This is a genomic window from Enterococcus sp. AZ035 (genome assembly GCF_050548325.1).
Taxonomy (GTDB): domain Bacteria; phylum Bacillota; class Bacilli; order Lactobacillales; family Enterococcaceae; genus Enterococcus; species Enterococcus faecalis.
On record NZ_CP172958.1, the window covers coordinates 2,408,678 to 2,428,856 of the forward strand.

Annotated in this window: 19 protein-coding genes; 1 reads left to right on the forward strand and 18 read right to left on the reverse strand. The window is 39.3% G+C overall.

Features of this window, described 5'->3' with window-relative positions:
* Positions 1 to 77 precede the first annotated feature (77 nt).
* The 17 genes from IGL32_RS11590 to IGL32_RS11670 all read right to left on the reverse strand — a co-directional run bounded on the left by IGL32_RS11590 (position 78) and on the right by IGL32_RS11670 (position 18,395).
* Positions 78 to 1,991 (reverse strand): endonuclease MutS2, encoded by a 1,914-nt coding sequence (locus tag IGL32_RS11590; protein ID WP_002355085.1) that lies wholly within the window; start codon positions 1,989 to 1,991, stop codon positions 78 to 80.
* A 346-nt stretch (positions 1,992 to 2,337) separates the two neighbouring features.
* Positions 2,338 to 3,081, reverse strand: coding sequence for a 2-dehydro-3-deoxy-phosphogluconate aldolase (gene dagF, locus IGL32_RS11595; RefSeq protein WP_002361094.1), 744 nt, complete (start codon positions 3,079 to 3,081; stop codon positions 2,338 to 2,340).
* Between the two features lie 3 nt (positions 3,082 to 3,084).
* Positions 3,085 to 4,188 (reverse strand): DgaE family pyridoxal phosphate-dependent ammonia lyase, encoded by a 1,104-nt coding sequence (locus tag IGL32_RS11600; RefSeq protein WP_113793655.1) that lies wholly within the window; start codon positions 4,186 to 4,188, stop codon positions 3,085 to 3,087.
* Between the two features lie 11 nt (positions 4,189 to 4,199).
* Complete coding sequence (locus IGL32_RS11605) at positions 4,200 to 5,051, reverse strand: PTS system mannose/fructose/sorbose family transporter subunit IID (protein ID WP_430600044.1); 852 nt, start codon at positions 5,049 to 5,051, stop codon at positions 4,200 to 4,202.
* Complete coding sequence (locus IGL32_RS11610; RefSeq protein WP_002355079.1) at positions 5,051 to 5,800, reverse strand: PTS mannose/fructose/sorbose/N-acetylgalactosamine transporter subunit IIC; 750 nt, start codon at positions 5,798 to 5,800, stop codon at positions 5,051 to 5,053. The genes IGL32_RS11605 and IGL32_RS11610 overlap by 1 nt, the downstream gene beginning before the upstream one ends.
* Positions 5,801 to 5,823: 23 nt before the next feature.
* On the reverse strand, positions 5,824 to 6,318 hold the full coding sequence (locus IGL32_RS11615) for a PTS system mannose/fructose/N-acetylgalactosamine-transporter subunit IIB (protein ID WP_002355078.1): 495 nt from the start codon (positions 6,316 to 6,318) through the stop codon (positions 5,824 to 5,826).
* Positions 6,319 to 6,337: 19 nt separating this feature from the next.
* Positions 6,338 to 6,739 carry a PTS sugar transporter subunit IIA gene (locus IGL32_RS11620; RefSeq protein ID WP_002365282.1) on the reverse strand — a complete coding sequence of 134 codons (402 nt, stop codon included), beginning with the start codon at positions 6,737 to 6,739 and terminating at the stop codon, positions 6,338 to 6,340.
* A 71-nt stretch (positions 6,740 to 6,810) separates the two neighbouring features.
* Positions 6,811 to 9,624 (reverse strand): sigma 54-interacting transcriptional regulator, encoded by a 2,814-nt coding sequence (locus IGL32_RS11625; RefSeq protein WP_108120224.1) that lies wholly within the window; start codon positions 9,622 to 9,624, stop codon positions 6,811 to 6,813.
* Positions 9,625 to 9,744: 120 nt separating this feature from the next.
* Positions 9,745 to 10,272, reverse strand: coding sequence for a histidine phosphatase family protein (locus IGL32_RS11630; RefSeq protein ID WP_002359138.1), 528 nt, complete (start codon positions 10,270 to 10,272; stop codon positions 9,745 to 9,747).
* 65 nt (positions 10,273 to 10,337) lie between these two features.
* The gene (locus IGL32_RS11635; protein ID WP_156210205.1) at positions 10,338 to 11,786 is read right to left on the reverse strand and encodes an amidase; all 1,449 of its coding nucleotides are present in this window, start codon (positions 11,784 to 11,786) and stop codon (positions 10,338 to 10,340) included.
* Between the two features lie 96 nt (positions 11,787 to 11,882).
* The gene (locus tag IGL32_RS11640; protein ID WP_002381139.1) at positions 11,883 to 12,548 is read right to left on the reverse strand and encodes a helix-turn-helix domain-containing protein; all 666 of its coding nucleotides are present in this window, start codon (positions 12,546 to 12,548) and stop codon (positions 11,883 to 11,885) included.
* A gap of 380 nt (positions 12,549 to 12,928) precedes the next feature.
* On the reverse strand, positions 12,929 to 14,137 hold the full coding sequence (locus IGL32_RS11645) for an ABC transporter permease (RefSeq protein ID WP_156210204.1): 1,209 nt from the start codon (positions 14,135 to 14,137) through the stop codon (positions 12,929 to 12,931).
* Positions 14,134 to 14,808, reverse strand: a complete 675-nt coding sequence (locus IGL32_RS11650) for an ABC transporter ATP-binding protein (RefSeq protein ID WP_002381138.1) — start codon at positions 14,806 to 14,808, stop codon at positions 14,134 to 14,136. Before IGL32_RS11650 ends, IGL32_RS11645 begins: the two co-directional genes overlap by 4 nt.
* On the reverse strand, positions 14,801 to 15,967 hold the full coding sequence (locus IGL32_RS11655; RefSeq protein WP_002359132.1) for an efflux RND transporter periplasmic adaptor subunit: 1,167 nt from the start codon (positions 15,965 to 15,967) through the stop codon (positions 14,801 to 14,803). Before IGL32_RS11655 ends, IGL32_RS11650 begins: the two co-directional genes overlap by 8 nt.
* Positions 15,968 to 16,138: 171 nt before the next feature.
* Positions 16,139 to 16,438, reverse strand: a complete 300-nt coding sequence (locus IGL32_RS11660; RefSeq protein ID WP_002355066.1) for a rhodanese-like domain-containing protein — start codon at positions 16,436 to 16,438, stop codon at positions 16,139 to 16,141.
* A complete protein-coding gene (locus IGL32_RS11665) occupies positions 16,431 to 18,080 on the reverse strand; it encodes an FAD-dependent oxidoreductase (protein WP_002381137.1) in 1,650 nt (549 codons plus the stop codon). Before IGL32_RS11665 ends, IGL32_RS11660 begins: the two co-directional genes overlap by 8 nt.
* Positions 18,081 to 18,395, reverse strand: a complete 315-nt coding sequence (locus IGL32_RS11670; RefSeq protein ID WP_002365287.1) for a rhodanese-like domain-containing protein — start codon at positions 18,393 to 18,395, stop codon at positions 18,081 to 18,083. It abuts the gene before it with no gap.
* A gap of 168 nt (positions 18,396 to 18,563) precedes the next feature.
* Between IGL32_RS11670 and IGL32_RS11675 the strand changes: the two genes are divergently transcribed.
* Positions 18,564 to 18,824: a metal-sensitive transcriptional regulator gene (locus tag IGL32_RS11675; RefSeq protein ID WP_010820276.1), complete on the forward strand. Its 261-nt coding sequence runs from the start codon at positions 18,564 to 18,566 to the stop codon at positions 18,822 to 18,824.
* 45 nt (positions 18,825 to 18,869) lie between these two features.
* Here the strand turns inward: IGL32_RS11675 and IGL32_RS11680 are convergent, their stop codons facing one another.
* The gene (locus IGL32_RS11680; RefSeq protein ID WP_002370048.1) at positions 18,870 to 20,129 is read right to left on the reverse strand and encodes an MFS transporter; all 1,260 of its coding nucleotides are present in this window, start codon (positions 20,127 to 20,129) and stop codon (positions 18,870 to 18,872) included.
* Between the last annotated feature and the right edge of the window lie 50 nt (positions 20,130 to 20,179).

Here is a 20,179-nt window from a genome sequence, read left to right on the forward strand (position 1 = left end):
TAACAAGTCTTAGTTGATTTCTGATAAATAACAAGTAAACAAAGTGTTAAGTTGTTGTATTGCTTCTGTTAAGTTCCTTATTTATCGCGTCTTGCTGCTCTTTTTTCGGCCTCTTTGCGTAATTGTTTCTGCGCTTTTTTTGAGCCGCGTTCAATATCTTTGAGTTTCTTTCGTTCATGGAAATCTGTAAATAAACTTTCTAAATCATAGTCTTGCGGATATAGATCTTGTGCTTTCGCTTGTAATTTCAACCGTCTTCGTGGTACATTTTCAATTTTATCATTCACAAATACTTGGATTTCTTGTTCACCCTCATCTGTAAAAACCAACCCAATTTGTTGTGTTTCTGTCAATAGGACACGATCACCTTTTTGATAACGGTGTGTTTCTTCTACAAACGTGGCAAAGGTCGTTTCTTTTGCTTTCAGGGGTTTAAATAGACTTCGATTAGTAGGGTATTCTTTCCGCTGAATATAATGAGCCGCCTTTTCAATGAGCTGTGGCTCCATCTTCATTTTACGTGCAATCCAAAGCGCCTGACTATCGCCAACTTCACCAATTTTCAATTGATATTTGGGCGTTAATGTTTCACGATCGAAGGCCATTGCGGCGGGCACAAAATCGTCATGCTCTTGGGCAAAACGTTTAATTTCACCATAATGGGTCGTTGCAACTACCAAGGCTCCCTTTTGATACATCGTTTCCATGATAGCAATCGCTAAGCCAGCTCCTTCGTTCGGCTCGGTACCACTGCCAATTTCATCTAATAAAACAAGCGTGTGTCGCTTAACATTACGCAACATTTCCGCAATATTTTTCATGTGCCCAGAAAAAGTGCTTAACGCATTTTCCAGATTTTGCTGATCACCAATATCGACAAAAATTTCATCTAATACTGGAATCTCTGTGCCTGCTTGTGCTGGAATTTGCAACCCAAATTGTGTCATGACAGTCAATAAGCCAACTGTTTTCAAGACAACCGTTTTACCACCAGCATTGGCACCTGTAATGACAAGTCCTCGATACTCTGCTCCTAAAGAAAACGTCAATGGTACTGCGTGTTCTAATAAAAGTGGATGTTTTCCTTGAACAATGCGCAAGCGTTCTTCTTTGTTTACTTTTGGCGTGATCCCACCAATTTCGCGACTATACTTTCCTCGTGCAAAAATAATATCTAAGGTGGTCATTGTATCGACGGCTTGATCGACAAGTCGTTCTTGCTCATTGATTAACCCAGTTAGTTCCGCCAAAATTTGATATTCTTCCGCTGTTTCTTCCGCTTTTAAGAGTGTCAATTGTTCATTTAATTTACTAATTGCTACAGGTTCAATAAAGACCGTTTGTCCTTTATTGGATTGCTCAATGATTGTGCCTGAAACCTTATTTTTATAGCTAGCTTTGATTGGTACCGTGTAATGTTCCCCTTTTTTCACCATCATATTTTCTTGAATATACAGTTGATTATTTTTATTGCGTAAAAATTTGGTGACTTTTGTTTCAATTTCTTGTTGGCATTCATTGATTTGACGCCGGATTTTCCGAAGTTGTCGAGAAGCATCGGTGGCAACTTTTTGATTATGGATTTTCGTATAAATTTGTTCTTCGATTGCTCTGAAATCAGCTAAGTGCTGACTGTAACTAAATAGGCGTGGTGTTTGGTATTGATTTTTTTCAAAAAACTTCTGGATTCGCTGACTACTTCTTAAAAAGTCAGCCACCTCAATCAATTCGTTTGGTGTAAGGATTAAGCCTTTTTTCACTTGTTGAAGCAAGCGGGTAATTTGGCTCAAGCCCATGAAAGGGACGTGTTGTCCGCTATCAATAATTAAGCGGGCCTCGGTTGTTTCCGTTAAGCGGGACTGCACTGTTTCTAAACGTGTTGCAGGGACCATTTTCGCCAACCGTTCTTTACTATACTCGCCAATCGCACGTGTTTGAACTTCTTTAAGAATTGTTGTAAATTGTAATTTTTGAATGGTTTCATGATTCATTTGTTTTTTCTTCCTTTCTATCGCGAAAAGAATACCTGGCGCCTTTAAATAAAAACCAGTTTCTATAGAAAAAAGAGGACAGCGTTCTACCGCTGTCCTCTTTATCATTGGATAAAGGTTACTAAAGAAACCTCTTTTAAAGGAGGTATTTAGTAAATGAGATGACTGACAGGTATCACTTTCTAAGCACACCAAATAAACCTTGCTTGGTTCACTGGTTATTCAACTTATCAATTAGATACCTACGACACTCACCAAAATACCCCACATTCATTTGTTGGTTTTTATTTATTCTCCACTTGAGAGTAGCAAATCTGGCGAAGAAAGTCAAATAAAGATTGGCCCTTTACTTATTCAATGTGTTTTTCATCATGGTTAGTAACGTTTTCACGTCTTCTGTTCTAGTGTCCCCTGTTTCTTGATCGATAATTGAGCTGTAGACATGAGGAATGATTTTTTTAACGCCGGCATCCACCGCAATTTGAACAATTTCTTCAAAGTTTTCTAAATCAATGCCCCCTGTTGGCTCTAAATAAAAGTCATACTTGGCACAAGCTGCTGCTACTGCTTGGTATTCTTCTTTGTGAGCCAAGCCTTTCATCGGGAAATATTTAATGGAACTGCCTCCCATGTCTTTCAACAATTTGATGGCGGTTTCGATAGGTACTTCCGCCGCTGGCGCACCAGAGCTTAACGGACCTGTCGCAATGTTGACATAGCCAACTTTGCCTGTGGGTGAAACCAAGCCATTAATCACTGTTTCGTCTTGACGAAGTAAGGCCCGCGAAGCGCCGACACCTGTGAAGACTTGGTTCACGTGTTGCGGTTGTAGAACTTCTGATAAGCGAGCCACCATTTGACTTTGATTAGGATCGCCAGCCCCTAAGCCGACAGATAAAGCGTTGTTGGTTGCTGCTTGGTATTTTTTCATATCGTCAATGGCTGCTTCATCGGTTTCATAGTTTTTTGAAAGGACGCCTAACACAACATGCCCTTCTGCTGCTTCATAACAGGCTTGGGCATTTTCTACTGAATTGGCTAAGACGTTTAAACAAATGCGTTCTTCTAAATAATTAGGTTTTAATGACATGGCTTATTTCTCCTTTGTGTCCATAATTTCTTGTAATCGTTGCACGATTTTGTTCATTTCTTCTTGATTGACAGAACGAATGTCAAATTCAATGATGCCATTGTTTGCTTGATATTCTCGCGTATAAATGGCCGGACTTTCTGCTTTTAATGCTTGGATGACTTCCTTGGCGGTTTTTCTGCCGTCCACTTTGACACTGGCGCGATAAATGTCTCGTCCGGCGCCATCTTGGACGATTTTGGCGGTTAAATCTGACAAGTTGTTGATGGCTTCAACAAACGGTTTTAAGCGCTCTTGCATCGAAGACCCTGATTCACTGCCATGCGCCAAGTATTCTTCCACTGCTTGGGTAAAACCTAGGATATTGTCTTTGCCAATTTTCATTGCTCGACCAATGCCTTTTCCTTGTAGGCGCACCCAGTCAATGTATTCTTTTTTCCCGACCACTAAACCGGCACTTGGCCCTTCAATGGCTTTGGCGCCGCTGTAAATCACCAAATCAGCGCCTGCTTCGGTGTATTTGAAAAGATCTTCTTCTGCTGCCGCGTCAACAATTAGCGGCACCTTGTGGCGTTGCGCCACTTTGGCCGCTTCGGCCACCGTCAGCATACTTTTTTGCACGGTATGATGGCTTTTGATGTATAGAATGGCCGCTGTTTTTTCGGAAATCATCATTTCCACGTGTTCTGGACTGCACATGTTGGCGTAGCCAGCTTCCACTACTTGGCCGCCGCCTTGCGCTACCATGACTTCTACAGGCGTGCCGTAGTCCACGTTGTGCCCTTTAGGTAAAATAATCTCTCGCTGTTCAATTTTTTCTGTATAGGGATGATACGCGTGGTACAAGCTGCCTTTTCCAATCAAGGCAGCCACCGCTTGGGCAATCCCCGCCGAAGCCGAGGAAACGATTTGGGCATCTTCTACCTTCAACAAGTTGGCTAAAAAGGCCCCTGTTTGCACACTAAGTTCACTCATTTCAAAGAAATGTTCGCCGCCGAATCGTTGAGCCGCGAGGACTGCCTCCGAAACTTTGGAGACACCTAGAATGGTCATTTTGCCAGAAGCATTAATGACTTCTTTTAAGTGGAATTTTTCGTAACTATTCATTATTTTCTCCTTTATAACAAACCAAAGAATGAAGTGACCAAACTAACTAAGACAATCGTGCCGATAATGATACCGTAACGTGGGCCTTTTTTTACCATGAAGAAATAAATAGCCATGACTGCTGCTAAAGGAAGTAACCCTTTCATAATTTGATCTAGAATATCTTGTAAAACAATCGTGGCACCGCCAGTAACTTTAAACGTCATCGGGCTAGCAATTTTAACATAACTCGCACTTAAAGCGCCCATCATCATCATTCCTAAAACATTTGCTGAATAAATGACTTGCTTAATTTTGCCGTCTTTTAACAAACTTAAGATTGAATTACGCCCTAATGTATAGGACTTATTCACTAATGTCCAACTGATGTATAACGTAATGGCTGTGTACAGAACCAACGGACCGATACTTCCAATCACGTTACCTCCTTTAGCCATTGGAATAAAAATGGAAATGATTAACGGCATTACTGCTGCCCAAATAATCGAATCGCCAATCCCAGCCAGCGGACCCATCAACCCAGTTTTAATCGATGTGATCGCCGTATCAGAGATCGCTGCACCATTGGATTTTTCTTCCTCCATAGCAATTGCAATCCCTTGAATTGAAGCCCCTACTGTTCCTTCAGTATTAAAAAAATTCAAATGACGTTTCAGAGCTTCTCTTTGTTGTTCTTCATCGTCTGCGTAAAGTTTTTTAATTGCAGGAATCATCGATGCACAAAAAACTAAACTTTGGAGACGTTCATAAGAATTGGATAACTCACAGCCTAGTTGATAAATCCAAAAGGCTTTGGATAATTCTTTTTTAGTAATTTTTTTCTGTTCCAATTGTTGTTCATTTGCTTGTGTCATTTGTTCCATTATGCTGCCTCCTCACTCAATGCCTTATTTCTAACTAAAAAGGCAATACAGATTCCTAAAATAGCGACGGCCATAACTTCTGCGCCAAAATATACTACTGCAACAAAACCAATTAAAAAATAAGGAATCAAATTTTTCTTGCCAATTACCATAATTGTTAAGGCGAATCCTAACGCTGGTAAAATACCACCCATTACTTCAAAGCCGTGCATCAACCATGCTGGGATAACTTCTAAGACTTTATTCACCACAGATTGACCAAAAAAGTTCGCCGCAAAAACCAACGGAAAGCGAATTAAAAATCCCGCTAAAGCTGGATAAACAAACGCAGCTCGGTAAATCCCCCCATAATTTAACTCTTCTGCATATTTATCAGCCATATGCACCCAAGTCGCATTGATGGTCCGCCGTAATTGATCCATAAAGACGCCTAACACACCAAAAGGAACAGCTAGTGCAACAGCCGCCTCGGCATTCATTCCCACACCTAAAGCAATTGGAATCGCAATTGCTGAAGCTAAAGCCGGATCACTAGGCACATTGCCGCCCGGTGTGGAGGTGACTCCTAGATAAACAAGTTGAATCCCCGCCCCCACAACCATTGCTTCACTAAGTTTTCCTGTTGCTAAACCAGCCACCAACGCTGCGCCTAATGGCTGAGACAGCATGCCTGAAAATGTGTACCCAAAACGCAAACGTGCAAACCAATAATAAAGTCCCATAATAATTGAAACACCTAAAACGCCCATATGATTCTCTCCTTTTTCTCTGATTATAGTGATTGATATTTTTCAATTAATTTTTGAATTGGTAGGGGATTTTCTTCGGGAATCGCTTGGAAGAAAACATGGATGCCCTTCGTTAAAAGTTCAGTCAAAATTGCAACATCTTCTTCAGATAAATTGATATTTTTTAAAACATTTTTCCGATTTGGTCCGCCACCTAAGCCACCAACTTGAATCTCCTCTTTAATAATTTCTTGGTCCACCATCGCTTTTAAGGTCGTTAAATCTGGCACTAAAAATAACACCTTTTTCTCTTCCTTTTCTTGCGATTCCCAATATTCTTTGGCACTTTCAATCCCTTTAATTACTACAGAAACCCCTGGAGGCGCCGCCATTAAATAAATACTTTGTAAAAATTCATCTTGCTCTAGTTCATCACTCACTACCAAAATTTCATTTGCACCTGATTGTTGTAACCATTTAGTCACTACTTGTCCATGGATTAAACGGCTATCGACTCTTGTTAATACGATTTTTGACATTCTGTTCACCTGTACTTTCTTATTTTGGAATTTCTAAAATTTGACAACTGTCTACTGCTGCTTGTTGAATCATCTCTGCATCTTGTAAACGAAATCCAGGACCACTTTGTTTCATGACGGATTCTAATAATAACGATGTGCATAATCCTGACACAATCAGGAGGTCATAATCTTTTGATAAACGTAATGCAACGTTACTAGGTGTGCCGCCTTTAACATCTGTTAAAATTAGCAACTGGTTGTGCCACGTTAATTGGTCAATTTTTTCTGTGACTCGTTCTAAATAATCCCCCAGTGAATCCTCTGCTTGTAATGCTACTTCATGTACATTTGTGACTTCTCCTACAATCATCTGGACGCTTTTGACTAATTCCAAGCCCCAACCATTGTGTGTTAAAAGTAAAATTGGTTCATTTTCCATAAACAAACTCCTTTGCTAATTAATCATTTTATTAAAAGCAATAAGTGTGCCAACTTTCATTTCCGTTTGAATTAAGCCTTTTCAAAGAGCAATTCATAAATATAGCGCACTTCCAAAGGTGGAATCAACAGATTATAGGACACTTCAAGCGGTCGAAACGCCATTTTTATGACAGATACTGCTTCTGGCAACTCTCGATATGACACTTCATAAGCTGTCGGGTCATATTCTGGATTCAACAATTGCCGTTCTAACATACAGGCACAATGAATGATAAAACGAAGTAAAATCTTTTCGTCACTTTTTATTTTAGTTTGTAAGCAAATATCTGAATAAATCTTAGCTAATTCGATCGAAATGGTTGTAGGATTCAAAACCGTTAGTAAGTCTGTAATAGCTTCGATTGATAATCCTTGAATATATTTAGCTGAAACTTTTTTTAGTAACTCTTGGTTTTGTTTTTCTTCTAAATGATGGCCTAATAATTCGAAAACTAGCTGAATGCCCCGCTTCGATAGTAAATCTTGTAAAGAAATAAACGGAATATCTGGCACTTCTGTCTTTACGGTGCCAATGATGCCAACGATTTTCTCTTCTTTCCGAACAAAAGAATGCAAGCGATCAATGTCTTCCACTTCTCTTTTCTCTAAAGTAATGATGCGTACATTCGTTAGTAATTCATTAGGAAAAGTTTTTAGTAACAACTGTTCAATTTTAATAGCAGTCCCCATGCCAGTTAGACAGGAAATAATGAGAACTTTTGCCTCGTTGAAGCGACCTTTACTGCAAATCAAGGCGCGATGATTTTTTTCTTTTAAGACTGGTAATAGATACTCAAACGCCGTCGATTCATAAATGACTTCTCGGGCCACTTCTAGCAATGTTAAGAGATTGATATTGCTAATTAGCAGCACTTCCATTTGAAACGTTTGACTGATAGCATTACCAAAGTAAACCAGGGAACCGATGTCCACCATTAAAATAATTTTTTTATACTGATTTTGCTTTACAATTGTACGGACTTTTTCTAATGTTTCTTCCACTGATTGATTAATCGGCATATCAACTGCACGCATGACCGTTGTTGAAAACAGAAGGTTGGTGTACTCAACCATACTGCTGGCCGTCGCGGTACCATGAGCAACGACGATAACACCACAGTTTTCTTCGAATGAGTGCGCTCTTTTTTTAGCTGTGACTTTACGAATAAATAGATCGAAAAAGAGAATTTCCGTATCAGCAAAAGAAATCCCAAACAATGTTTGTAGAAAGTCCACCATGGTCTTAGCAGCTTGATACTGGGTTACTTTGCCAGAATAGATATTTTTGGTATCTGAATAAAATGTTTCATTCATTTGTGCAGAATAAAAAACAGCAGAATAAAGGTGGACAATTAAAATATTCTGGAAATCCTCTGTCAATTTTTCTTGGATTAATTGTTCAAAAAAGACAATGGCTTCTTGAATTTTTGGCTGCAATGTTTCGTCAATGGCCTCTATGGCTAGCGGTTCTTGAGCAAAAATATCCATATCATAAAGTTGCTCGACTTTGTTTTGCATGATTGCTAGCGCATCCTCTGTCGAAAGAGTTAATTTTTTCAAATCCGCATATTCTTTCAATAGAAAATTATAAAAACGATCATTTTTCAGACTTTCCGATTTGAGTAACTCTTGACTGCTTAAATAAAAATGGTTGTATTGAATCGTGAGGCCATCGTTAGGTATCCACTCATTAAAAGCCAGCAGACTTTCTACATCAGGTTGCTCTTTGACTGTTCCCTCGTTTGCTTCAATGCAAATAGTTTCCGTTAATTGATCAAACACTTCTAAATAGGCTTGTGCGCTCATAAATTGAATCGCCGCTTTCAATTCACCAACGTTGGCTTCAAAATGAGTAAACGTTAATTGTTTCAACGCCTCATAACGAATGTGGATATTCTTTTGAATCCGTTGACTTTCTTCTAAAAAAAAGGACAAAATCAATTGAATTTTTTCTTTCAAAGAGCGCTCGGCTAAAGCTGGAATGGCTAATGTCACAGGGATCCTTCTTAAAAACGTTTTCAAAAAATGTTGATTGACGGCTTCGGTTGTTGCAAAAATAAATTTTATCGATACATTTCTTTGTTTTTCGGCTTCACCCATCCGTGTAAAATACCCTTTATCCAAAACTGTAAACAATTTTTCTTGGCCTTCGCTCGTTAATCGATGGACTTCATCTAAAAATAAAAAACCGCCATCTGCCAACTCCACTAAGCCTTTTTGGTCATTGATGGCACCAGTGAAACTGCCTTTTTTATAGCCAAACAGATGCGAAGTTAATAATTCTGGATTGTTGAAATATTCTGCACAATTAAAATAAATAAACGGAACTTCTTGGTTCATTTTAACTTGATAAAATTGGTGTAATTGTTCTGCAATTAAGGTTTTCCCCACCCCAGATTCTCCAGTAAGTAAAATATTCAAGCCATTAGGCGGATATAAAATAGCGGCTTTCAACTTCTTGATGGCGTCTGCTAAGCTCCCATCAAAACCAATTACGTTCGCAAATGGATTCATTTTCAGTAGCTGCTTTTTCTTATGTATCTGTTCTGTCTGTTGATAAATGTCCTCTTGCAGCGAAGCGAGGGAATCGTAGCACGTGCTACTTTTAAAAAAAGGAAACTGTTCCTCTAAGTAGTCTTTATCAAAAAATAACACCGGTCTAGATTTAACTTTAACGACTTGGTCTTTTCTCACTAATTCTGAAAGCTCTTCACTAACAGCGGTTCGGGTATAGCCAGAGGTCTGACTTAATTGCGAAGCCGTTGCGGGTAACAAGGTTTCTTTGCTACTTGGATTTTGTACGTGAAACTGTTTTAACGCTTGATGAATATTATCAATTCTCATAGTCTTTTCCCCATTTCTTTTTTGATCCAAAAGTTAATTTATTATACATTAAAACGGAAGCGGTTTCTTATTTACCATAAAAAAATCAAGTCTTTAACCAAAAGATTAAAGACTTGATTTTTATTCTCCGTATTGTACAAGTTGTGTATTTTCACAATGAAAGTCCAAGAAATCTTGGATTTTTTTACCATTGAAGTAGTTATCAATGACTCGCATGACCGCATTGTGGCAAACAAATAGGTAAGTTTCCTCTGAAGCCAAGGCTTCCTCAATCAAGGGATAAATTCGACCCGCGACATCTAGGACTGATTCCCCTTCTGGAAACGGCAAGGAAATCTCAGAACGATTTTCTTGGAAAGCCGTTGTTTCAATCGGTTCACCATCATAAATGCCAAAATTCATCTCAATTAAACGAGGTTCTGTTTCAATCGTCAATTGATTTCGTTCCGCAATTTTACGTGCTGTTTCTTGCGCCCTTTTTAAAGGCGACGCCAGTAAACGGTCGATTTGAATTCCTTGTTTGGCAATTTTTTCAGCTACCAATTCTGCTTGTTGATAGCCTTTTTCGGTCAATTGCGCTTCCGCATGACCACAAATTCTACGGGCCACATTATAATCTGTTTCACCATGTCTCACTACGTACAGCATTTTTCCACCTCAGTTTTTTGTCTTGTGTCTATTTTATCTGAAATTTGGTCACAATAACACCCTATTTAGCGGTAACTTTCTGGTAATTTAAATTTGCCTTCTTGCTCAAACTGTTCACCTACTTGGAACAAGAGATCTTCACGTCCACGAGCAGCCAACAATTGAATACCTAAGGGTAACCCCGTTGCTGTAACATGTGTGGGCAAGCTGATGGCTGGTTGTCCTGTCAAGTTCGCTAGTTGAGTATACGGTGTTAGCTGTAAACTTTTATCAAAATAATCATAGATTAATTCAGCTAATTCTGCTTCTGTTAATTCTGCTGCTTGCGCCATTCGTTGACGAATGTGCTCACTTTGCAAATCTTCGTTAATTTTTGGTGCTGAAAAAGCCGTTGTTGGTGATAAAAACAGATCAAATTTTTGAAAAAGTTCTTCCATCGTTACTGCTGCTTGATCCCACAACTGTAATGAATGAACATAGGTGGCTGCTGGAATCTTTTGTCCAAATTGATGCATGGTCCATGAAAAAGGTTCGATTTCTTCTTTACGAATTGGGCGCCCGAGCCCCTGTTGAATGCTGTTCATCATCGCTGTAGTTTCTGCGCCGTTCATTTGATAATAGGAGCGAATCAGCGCTGCACCATCGACTGGATAAGGAATCTCAATGATTTCATGGCCAGCGGCTGCCAGAAAATCAGCCGCTTGTTTCGCCGCTTGTGTTGCTTCTGGTGAAATCCGTGAGCCGATAGGCGAAGCGGTACACAGAGCAATTTTTAGCCGTTGTTTTTTAGTGTGTGTTTGCCATTCTGCCAAGGGCGCTTGGTAGGGGGCGCCACTGTGGCTACCACGTAGGCCATAAAATAACGCTTTGGTGTCTCTCATAGAAATAGTCAACGCAAAGTCAATCGAGGCACCTTGCCAGCCTCGCCAGCCTTCTGGGCCGACAGGCATGGAGCCACGGCTAGGTTTTAAGCCAATTAAGCCACTAAAAGAGGCGGGAATTCGGATGGAGCCACCGCCATCGCTAGCGCCGGCGATAGGAACAATCCCGCTAGCGACAACTGCGGCAGCGCCGCCACTGGAACCGCCTGGCGAATGTTCCAGGTTCCAAGGATTGTGGGCTGGCCCGTAAAGCGCAGGATCCGTAATATTTTTAAAGCCAAACTCTGGGGCGTTGGTTTGTCCTAAGGGCATCAAACCAATCGTTTCTGCTTGTTTGACAAAGTTAGAGGTCGTTGTTGCAGTACTATTTTTAAAAAGTTGCGAGCCGGCCGTTGCTGACCACCCCGCTTTTTCTTGGCCTAACATTTTCAATGGAAATGGCAAACCAGCAAATAGTGTGTCCTGCTGTTTATTTTTTTGATAAGTTGCTTCTGCTTCTTGGCTGTCAAAGGTTACAAAGCCATTGATCTTTGGATTTAACTTTTGGACTTTTTTCTCAATATCCTTTAAGAGTTCTGTGTGACTTACTTTCTGTTCTTTTAATTGTTGTACCCAATATAGTCCGTCTTTCATACAGACCCACCTCCTATACTATTCCTTATTAGTATAGCATGGTTTTTAGGGGTCATCCTGTGATGGTGATTTTCATTCGTCAAGTGCTTCTCTAATTTAAGTAAATAATTCGCCAATGTAAGGAAGCAACTGCGGATGCAGTTTGTAGCCTTTATACCGTGTATTTTGGATACCTTGTTTTTTAAAGCCCCCTACTTGAATTTTTTTATTTAATTTTGTCAGCTGTTTGGTCATTTTTTTTCGATTATTGGCTGTTTCTTCTGTGTCATATATTAATTTACAAAGGCGCTCCATTGGTAAGTGTTCTTTCGGCGTACTATACAAGATAGCGAGTAGTGCACGTTCTGTAGCTGTTAGCTTTATCCCCTCTACATCTAACTTTTCATCTTCTCGTTGGATGGGTTTATTTAATTCTGCCAAAAGGATATTTTCTCTTAATGTATCCAAAGTCGCATCCAATCGTAGCCAATTGAGAATGCCATATTGATAGCTAATGTTCAATTCTTCCGAGGTAGGAATGTCTTCGGAGCGAAGAAACAACGGCGTTTTAACTCTGGCTAATTCCTTTAGATATAAATATTGTTCTTTGCGAGGAATCGTTTCGCTGAGAATGATGGCATCAAATTTCCGATAAAACAAATGACTTTCCTTAATTTCACCAATCAAACACGTCGTACAAAAAACTTGGTGATCTAAATGCTGTAAGCGGTTTTGAAAAGCAGTTTCTGCTAAGATATTTTTTGTGATGACCATTATTTTCATTCTTGATTCCTCCTTAATTCTTTTTTAGTTCAAAATTTTCTCAATTTTCGTGTTTTGTTTTGATATATTTAGTATACTGGAATTTTTTCGAATTAAAATTTAGAAATTTACAATCAAATCAGTCATTAACAGTCATTCCTGTAATCCCCGATTTATAAAGGATTTCCAATAGTCTTATTTAAAAAATATTTGTTATTTAATCCTCAACATGCTATTTTTTTAATTTTTTCTTTTTTTATTTAGCTAACAAACGTCAAAAGGTTGGTATTAGCTACCAACCTTTTGACGTTTGTTAGCTATTTTCTCTTGAAATCTTTGGATTTTTTTCTACTTTCACTAAAAAAAACAGCCAAAAGTGGCTGTTTTTTTGCTGTTTATATTTATTTCATAATATCGATCAAGTCTTTTTTCGAAGCTGCCGAGGCAGGGAAATAGCTAAATACAACCCCGATAAAGACAGAAATCCCAATGGCTAATGAAACGGTCATTAAATCTGGTCGAACAGAAAACGGTAGTGCCATTGAGGCTAAGTAGGCAATAATCATTCCTAAAAGATAACCAGTAATTCCGCCGATTAAGGTCAAGGCAATCCCTTCTGTTAAGAATTGCTTTTTAATATCACTGGCTGTCCCGCCCAATGCACGTCGGATACCAATTTCCTTAATCCGTTCTGAGACCGAAATGTACATCATATTCATAACGCCGACCCCAGCAATTACCAGTGAAATAGCCGCAATTGCGGAAATAAACAAGGTTAAATTATTTAATAAAGAGCCCATTTCTTTGATGGTATCTTTAACATTATATTCTTGATACGTCCCGCTGTTTTTCATGGTTCCTTGTTGAGAGAGAGTTTTTATTGTTTCTTTCAATACTTGATCTGGTTGATAGCCAGGTGCTACTGTTAGCTTCAACGTAGATGTATCTTTTAGCTTGCCGAAATAATGTTCATAGGTCTTTTTGGGAAAATAAAGCAATGAGTCATCATTACCTGGACCAATGGCACCGCTGGTATTGGTTGTCACGCCAACAATGGTAAAAAGTTGCTCTTTATACGGAAAAGTTCGATTAACTGCTGCAGTTGGGTCTTGGTAGAGTTCTTTGGCAACCAGTTCATCCACCACCACTGTTTTATCCAGTTTTGCATTGTCTCCATCATTCAGTTGGCGTCCCGCCAACAATTCTTTGGTGGTTTTGTCGGCAAGTTCATAGGTTACAGAAAGATTTTTCGGTCCTGCTTGAAAATTCAGTGTGCCTTTTTGGGCGCCATCAACTTCTCTTTGATCAAAATCAATTTTTTCTACGCCAGGAACCATGCGCACGACCCCTAAATCATTGTCGGTAAACATCGCTTGGTCACTAAACATATCCGAGCTGTTGTAAGCTGAAAAAGAAATCTTTTTCACGTTTTCTTTTTGTTTTTCAGCAGATAATTTATCGACCATGTCTTCTTTAAAGCCGTTACCGATAGCCACGATGGTAATCACCGAAGCGATCCCGATGACAATCCCTAGCATCGTTAACAAGCTGCGTCGCTTATTTTTCAAAATGGAACGGAAGGCGGTTTTCCAAATAATTGAACGTTTCATGTCAGCACCTCCTCTAAAATCTTTCCATCACGAACTTTAATCAAACGATTGCAGTATTCAATTGTTTCTTCATCATGTGTCACTAAAATAATGGTGACACCTTCATTGTTTAATTGCTGAAAGAGCGTTAAAATTTCTTCCGATGTTTTACTATCTAAAGCCCCAGTTGGTTCATCTGCAATAATAAAACTTGGCCGATTGATAATCGCACGTGCAATGGCAACACGTTGTTGTTGTCCGCCCGAAAGTTGTTTTGGATGCTTCTTGCCTTTATCTGGCAAGCCGACTTTTGTCAGAACTTCGTGGACACGATCTTTGGCTTCTTTTGGGGTTAACCCACTATATAAAAGAGGTAATTCAATGTTTTCTTCAACTGTTAGTGTTTCAATTAAACTAAAATTCTGAAAGACAAAGCCGACTGCTTCATTTCTAATTCGAGATAGTTCCTTATCAGAAAAGTCGCCAATTTCACGGTCTTCAAATAAATACGTTCCTTCAAACTTTTTATCAATAAAGCCTAGCAAATTAATCAAAGTCGATTTCCCAGAACCAGAAGGACCCATAATCGCTAAAAATTCTCCAGCGTCTACTTGGAGGTTAATATCATCTAACACATGCAGTGTTTCTTCTTCGGAATAATAATATTTATGAATATGGGCTAGCTTAATCATTGGCAGCTACCTGAACATCTTGATTATCTTTTAATTCTTTATTGGGATTGGCAATCACTTGGTCTTTCCAATTCAAGCCACTTTTGACAACTTTACGACCTAAATTTGTTTCTGTTTCAATCGGTGTTTTTTTCGCTTTGCCCGCTTTGTAAACATAGACAAATTCTTTTTGGCCTTCTTTTTGGATTGCTGCTGTCGGTATAATCATTTGTTTTTGCGGCACAGCGATGCTAGTAGACAAGCCTTCTGCCCAAGGAAAATCACCTTCTACTGTAAATTGATAACTCACTACTGGATTGCCTTCATTTTTAGCTATTGGGGTTTGCGCAATGGAAACAATTTTGCCTGGCGCTGATTTGCCTGAACCAACGGTCGTCACTGTTACTTCTTCCCCTGTCTGTAATTTATCGTAATCATATTCGGTTACTTTTCCTTGAATATTTTTCTTTTGTGTTGCAATTTTAATGACTGGTTTGTCGGTACTACTCATGGCACTAGCATCGACAGTGACTTGGCCATCAATTGGTGCTGTAACGACTGTGTTGACTTTGCCACGTGTTTGTTCAAGCGTGTTTGCGGCTCCGACGGCATCACTGTTGGCTAATTGAAGGGCTTGGTTAGCTTGGGCGACTTCACTATTCGCAGCACTAACGGCTTCATTCAATTGCTGAATTTCCGCATTTAGTGTTTCTTTCTCTTCAGCCTCTTTTGCGGTGTTTAATTTTTGCTTGGCTGCAGCAACTTTGTTTAACGCTTCATTGTATTTTTGAGTGGCTAAGTTAACGTTCTCTTGTGCTTGTTGAACTTGAAGATTGTTCCGATTAACGGCATTCGCTTGTTCTGTTTCTGTGGCTTGGATGTCTGAGTTATTGTACGTTAACAATGGACTATCTTTCTTGACTTCTTTACCATTTTCAACATTTATTTCGGCAATTTTTCCTAAAGAAGGATCAAAGAAAATATCCCGAGTATCTAGAAAACTCACTTGACCATCTAATTTTAATGAGGCCATTTCTGTAATGGTATACGTTGTGTATTCAGGTTCAACTTCTTTTGAAGAAAAAACTGTTTTTGCTCCGATAAATCCGACGACGACCACTGCGGCACCAATACCGAACCACACTTTTTTATTTCGCTTCTTCTGGCCTGACTTTTTCATTTATTTGTTCCTCCTTGATTTCTGTTGACGAGTTTGTCATTTTATTTAGTATATAATGAATAAAAAAACTGGTCCCTTCATCTTCCTATCATTCCTCTTACAGTTTTGACACATCTTTATCTAACAAAAAAACGTTTATCCTGTGTAAAAGAATAAACGTTTTTTGTTATTTTATTGTTCTAATTGACCCAACCAGCCAGATGTACCACCTAGAACATTGGTTACTTGATACCCTTGTTGACTGAGAAACGCACACGCTTGTGCGGAGCGCGACCCCATTTGACAAATCAGATAATAGGGTTGGTTTTTATCTAATTGCTGATAATTTTCGGTTAAAGTACTTAAAGGTAAGTTGATGGCCTGAGGGACATGCCCCAGTTGGTATTCCATTTCTTCTCGTACATCAATAATCGGTAATTTTTTTCGTTTTGCTTCCTGATAAAATTCAGGCATGCCAATCGTGTTATACATTTTCTAGTTCCTCCGGTTTTACCATTCGATATAGCGCAAAAGCACCATCTAAATTTTTGGCTGAGATGCCTGCTTGTTTTAGCATCCGTTCTGCAATATAACTACGCAAACCACTGTGACAACTAACAATGTACTCCGTTGACTTGTCTAATTCCTCCAAACGTTCTCTTAACTCATTTAAAGGAATAGACACAGCATTTTTAAATTGACCATTGGCTCGTTCGGCGGGATTACGGACATCTAATAAAACAGCTCCATTAGCTAATTCGTTGGATAACTCATACCATTGAACGTTTTCACTCAATCCTTCTACAAGGTTCATCGCTGCATAGCCTAACATGTTCACAGGATCTTTCGCTGAACCAAACGGCGGCGCATAGGTAAACTCTAATTCAGGCAAATCAAAAATAGTTAACTGTCCTTTAATAGCGGTCGCAAGAATATCAATCCGCTTATCTACGCCCTTTGCCCCAATTCCTTGTGCGCCATAAATTTCCCCTGTCGTAGGATGGAAAACTAATTTTAACTGAAGATCTGTTGCGCCAGGATAATACCCCGCATGGTCTTTTCCACTGATATGCACAACAGCTATTGTTAGTCCAGCAGCTTTAGCAGCCCGTTCGCTTAAACCAGTTGAAGCAGCGGTTAAATCAAAGACTCGCACAATGGCGGTCCCAATGCTTCCTTGATTTTTTCTCTCTAACCCAGCAATCACATCCGCTACTTGACGTCCTTGGCGATTGGCGGGAGAAGCTAAAGAAATCAGCGCATCTTCTTGAGTGATTTGTTGTTTCACTACAATAGCATCCCCAACCGCATAAATATCGGGTTGATTCGTTTGATAGTGTTCATCAACAACAATACCGCCACGTAAACCAGTTGCTACACCTGCTTCAACTGCTAAGGTATTTTCTGGTTGGACCCCCACCGACAAAATGGTTAAATCAGAAGCTAATGTTTGACCGTCTTCTAAGCGAATCACTTGCCCTTCTTCTTCAAAAGCAACCGCAGATTGTCCCGTAATTACTTGAACATTGTTTTTGCTTAATTCAGCTTTGACAAAAGCGGCCATTTCTTCGTCTAATGGCGGTAAAACATGGGGTGCCTTTTCCACGAGAGTGACTTCTAATCCGCGTTTTTGTAAGTTTTCTGCCATTTCCAAGCCAATGAAGCCTGCGCCAATCACGACGGCTCGTTTTGTTTCTGGTGTCAAGGCTGTCATAATTTGATCTAAATCAGGAACATTTCTTAATGAAAAAACATTTTTGGCTTCTGCCAATCCTGTAATTGGTGGCACAAAAGGTTTCGCCCCTGGTGATAAAATTAATTTGTCATAGTGTTCTGTTAAAATTTCTGTTTCATGTTTCACTGTGATCACTTTTTCTATTGGATCAATAGCCACCACTTCATGGTGAGGACGAACATCTAAATTAAACCGTGCCTTTAACGCTTCGGGTGTTTGAACAAGCAGTTGCTCTCTTTCTGCGATTTCGCCAGAAACGTAGTAAGGCAAACCACAGTTTGCAAATGAAACAAAAGGGCCTTTTTCCATGACAACAATTTCAGCATCTTCCATTAAGCGACGTAAACGTGTCGCTGCTGACATACCACCAGCCACGCCTCCGATAATTACAATTTTCATTTATTTTCCTCCTTTAATTTGACCAGACCATTGGGACATCCCGCCACGAACGTTAATCACGTGATAGTTTTTTCTCGCTAAAATTTTGGCCGCATTTTTGCTGCGCATGCCGGACTGGCAAATCACATAGACTTCGTTAGCGGATTTGTTGTAGGCGGGAATTTTGTTAAGTGGGACATTAATCGCTTGTGGAATATGCCCTGCGCGGTATTCGCTAGGTGTCCGGACATCTAATAACGTTATCTCTTTAGATAAACGTGACTGAAGTTCTTTTGTTGAAATACTTGGCGTTTTTTTAAACAATTGAAATAACATTTTGTTCTCCTTCTCTTATATACCTTACGGGGTATATTTAACATGAAAAAGTTAGACTTGTCAACTGAAGAGATTTCTGCCATTTTTAGATTCAAAGAAAAGATAGTTGACAAAAATACCTCGTGTAGGTATATTTTAAACCAATCACTACTCTTAAGGAGGGGCAAAATGACTGAAGAAAAAAAGAAAGTGCTGAATCGTTTACGCCGCACAGAAGGTCAAATTCGCGGAATTCAAAAAATGATTGATGAAGAAAAAGAGTGTATCGATATTATCACTCAGTTGAGTGCGGTCCGTTCTAGTATTGATCGCGTAATGGGGATGATTGTTGCGGAAAATTTAAAGCATTGCTTTGAAAATCCTGAAAAAGACCCTAAAGAACAAGAAGAGCGATTAGCACAAGCGATTAATATGATTGTCAAAAAGTAAAACAACGCAAACTTATTCAGCGAAAGATAAGTTTGCGTTGTTTTTTTATTTATTAGACGAATCTGCCCCGCGTTTTTTTAAATTAACAAGCATAAAAAGAATCGTGCCAATTAGTAAAATCACGACGGCGATATAAAAGCCCATGACTTTCGAACCCGTTGTGTCTGAAATTTTCCCAGTTAAAGCTGGGGCGATCACAGATGACATCATGCCGAAAAAGTTAAACACGCCCAAAGTAGTGCCAATTCCAATTTTTGGTGCATTTTCACCTAGCCAAGAAATAATAATCGGTTCTACAGCTAATTTTCCTAAGAACCCATACATAATTAAAGCAATTAATAACAACGTCGCATTACTTACTTGTACAGTTAACAAGAGCATGGCTGTTGCTAAAAATTCTAAAACAACGATGAATTGAACTTTTTTATGCATGTACTTATCCGCCAACCGACTAAAAAATAATGCTCCTGGAATAGAGGCAAATGCGACCAGCGAAGAGGACAACCCTATTGCCGCTCCTTGGAAACCACGTTCGGTACTTAAAAAATTAGGTAACCAAGTCACAATCATATAATATGCATAACAAGTGCCAAAATATAAAATGTACGCAAATAGCATATGTGGCGCAAACAGTTTTTTAAAGGGCACTTTTTCTTTTACCGCTTCGTTATCTTTTTCATCAACAACGGTTGGCTGAATCAAGGCCATGTCTTCTTTATGATTGCGAATAATCACTTGAAAAGCCACTAACATACAAATAATCATAAAGGCGGAAATGTACATCATCACTTGCCAAGGTAATCCTTTTTGGGCAACTAAATAACTAGATAAAATCATCCCTAAACCTGAACCAACTGCTGAACCACTGTTGACAATAGCTGTTGCAAAACTTTTTTTGGCTTGAGGAATGTTTTGCGACGTCAACGAGTAAGCCGAGCCATAGAAAGAACCACATCCTAAGCCTGCCAATAAGCTACCTAAGTAAATTGTTCCAATCGTTTGGGCTTGGGCAATCAGTAATGCTGCCAGCGCAAACAAGATAAATCCTGGAATTAATACACGTTTTTTCCCAATTTTGTCTACCAAGAAGCCTGCAGGAATCTGCATGACTACGTAACCGAGAAAATAAAAGCTAGAAATGGACCCTAGGGCCGTATCGGAAGCGTTACCATTTAGAGACGCGCGAATTTGTGGATAAACAGGAGAAAGCGCGGAACGATAAATCCAGATTGTTACCCAGCCCATACATAGTAAAATAACGATTTTTTTCCAATAAGCCAACGAACTTTTTGTCTTGTCTGTCATTTTCTTTTCCTCCACCAATCATTTTTTTGGTTAACGTTTCACAAGGAACA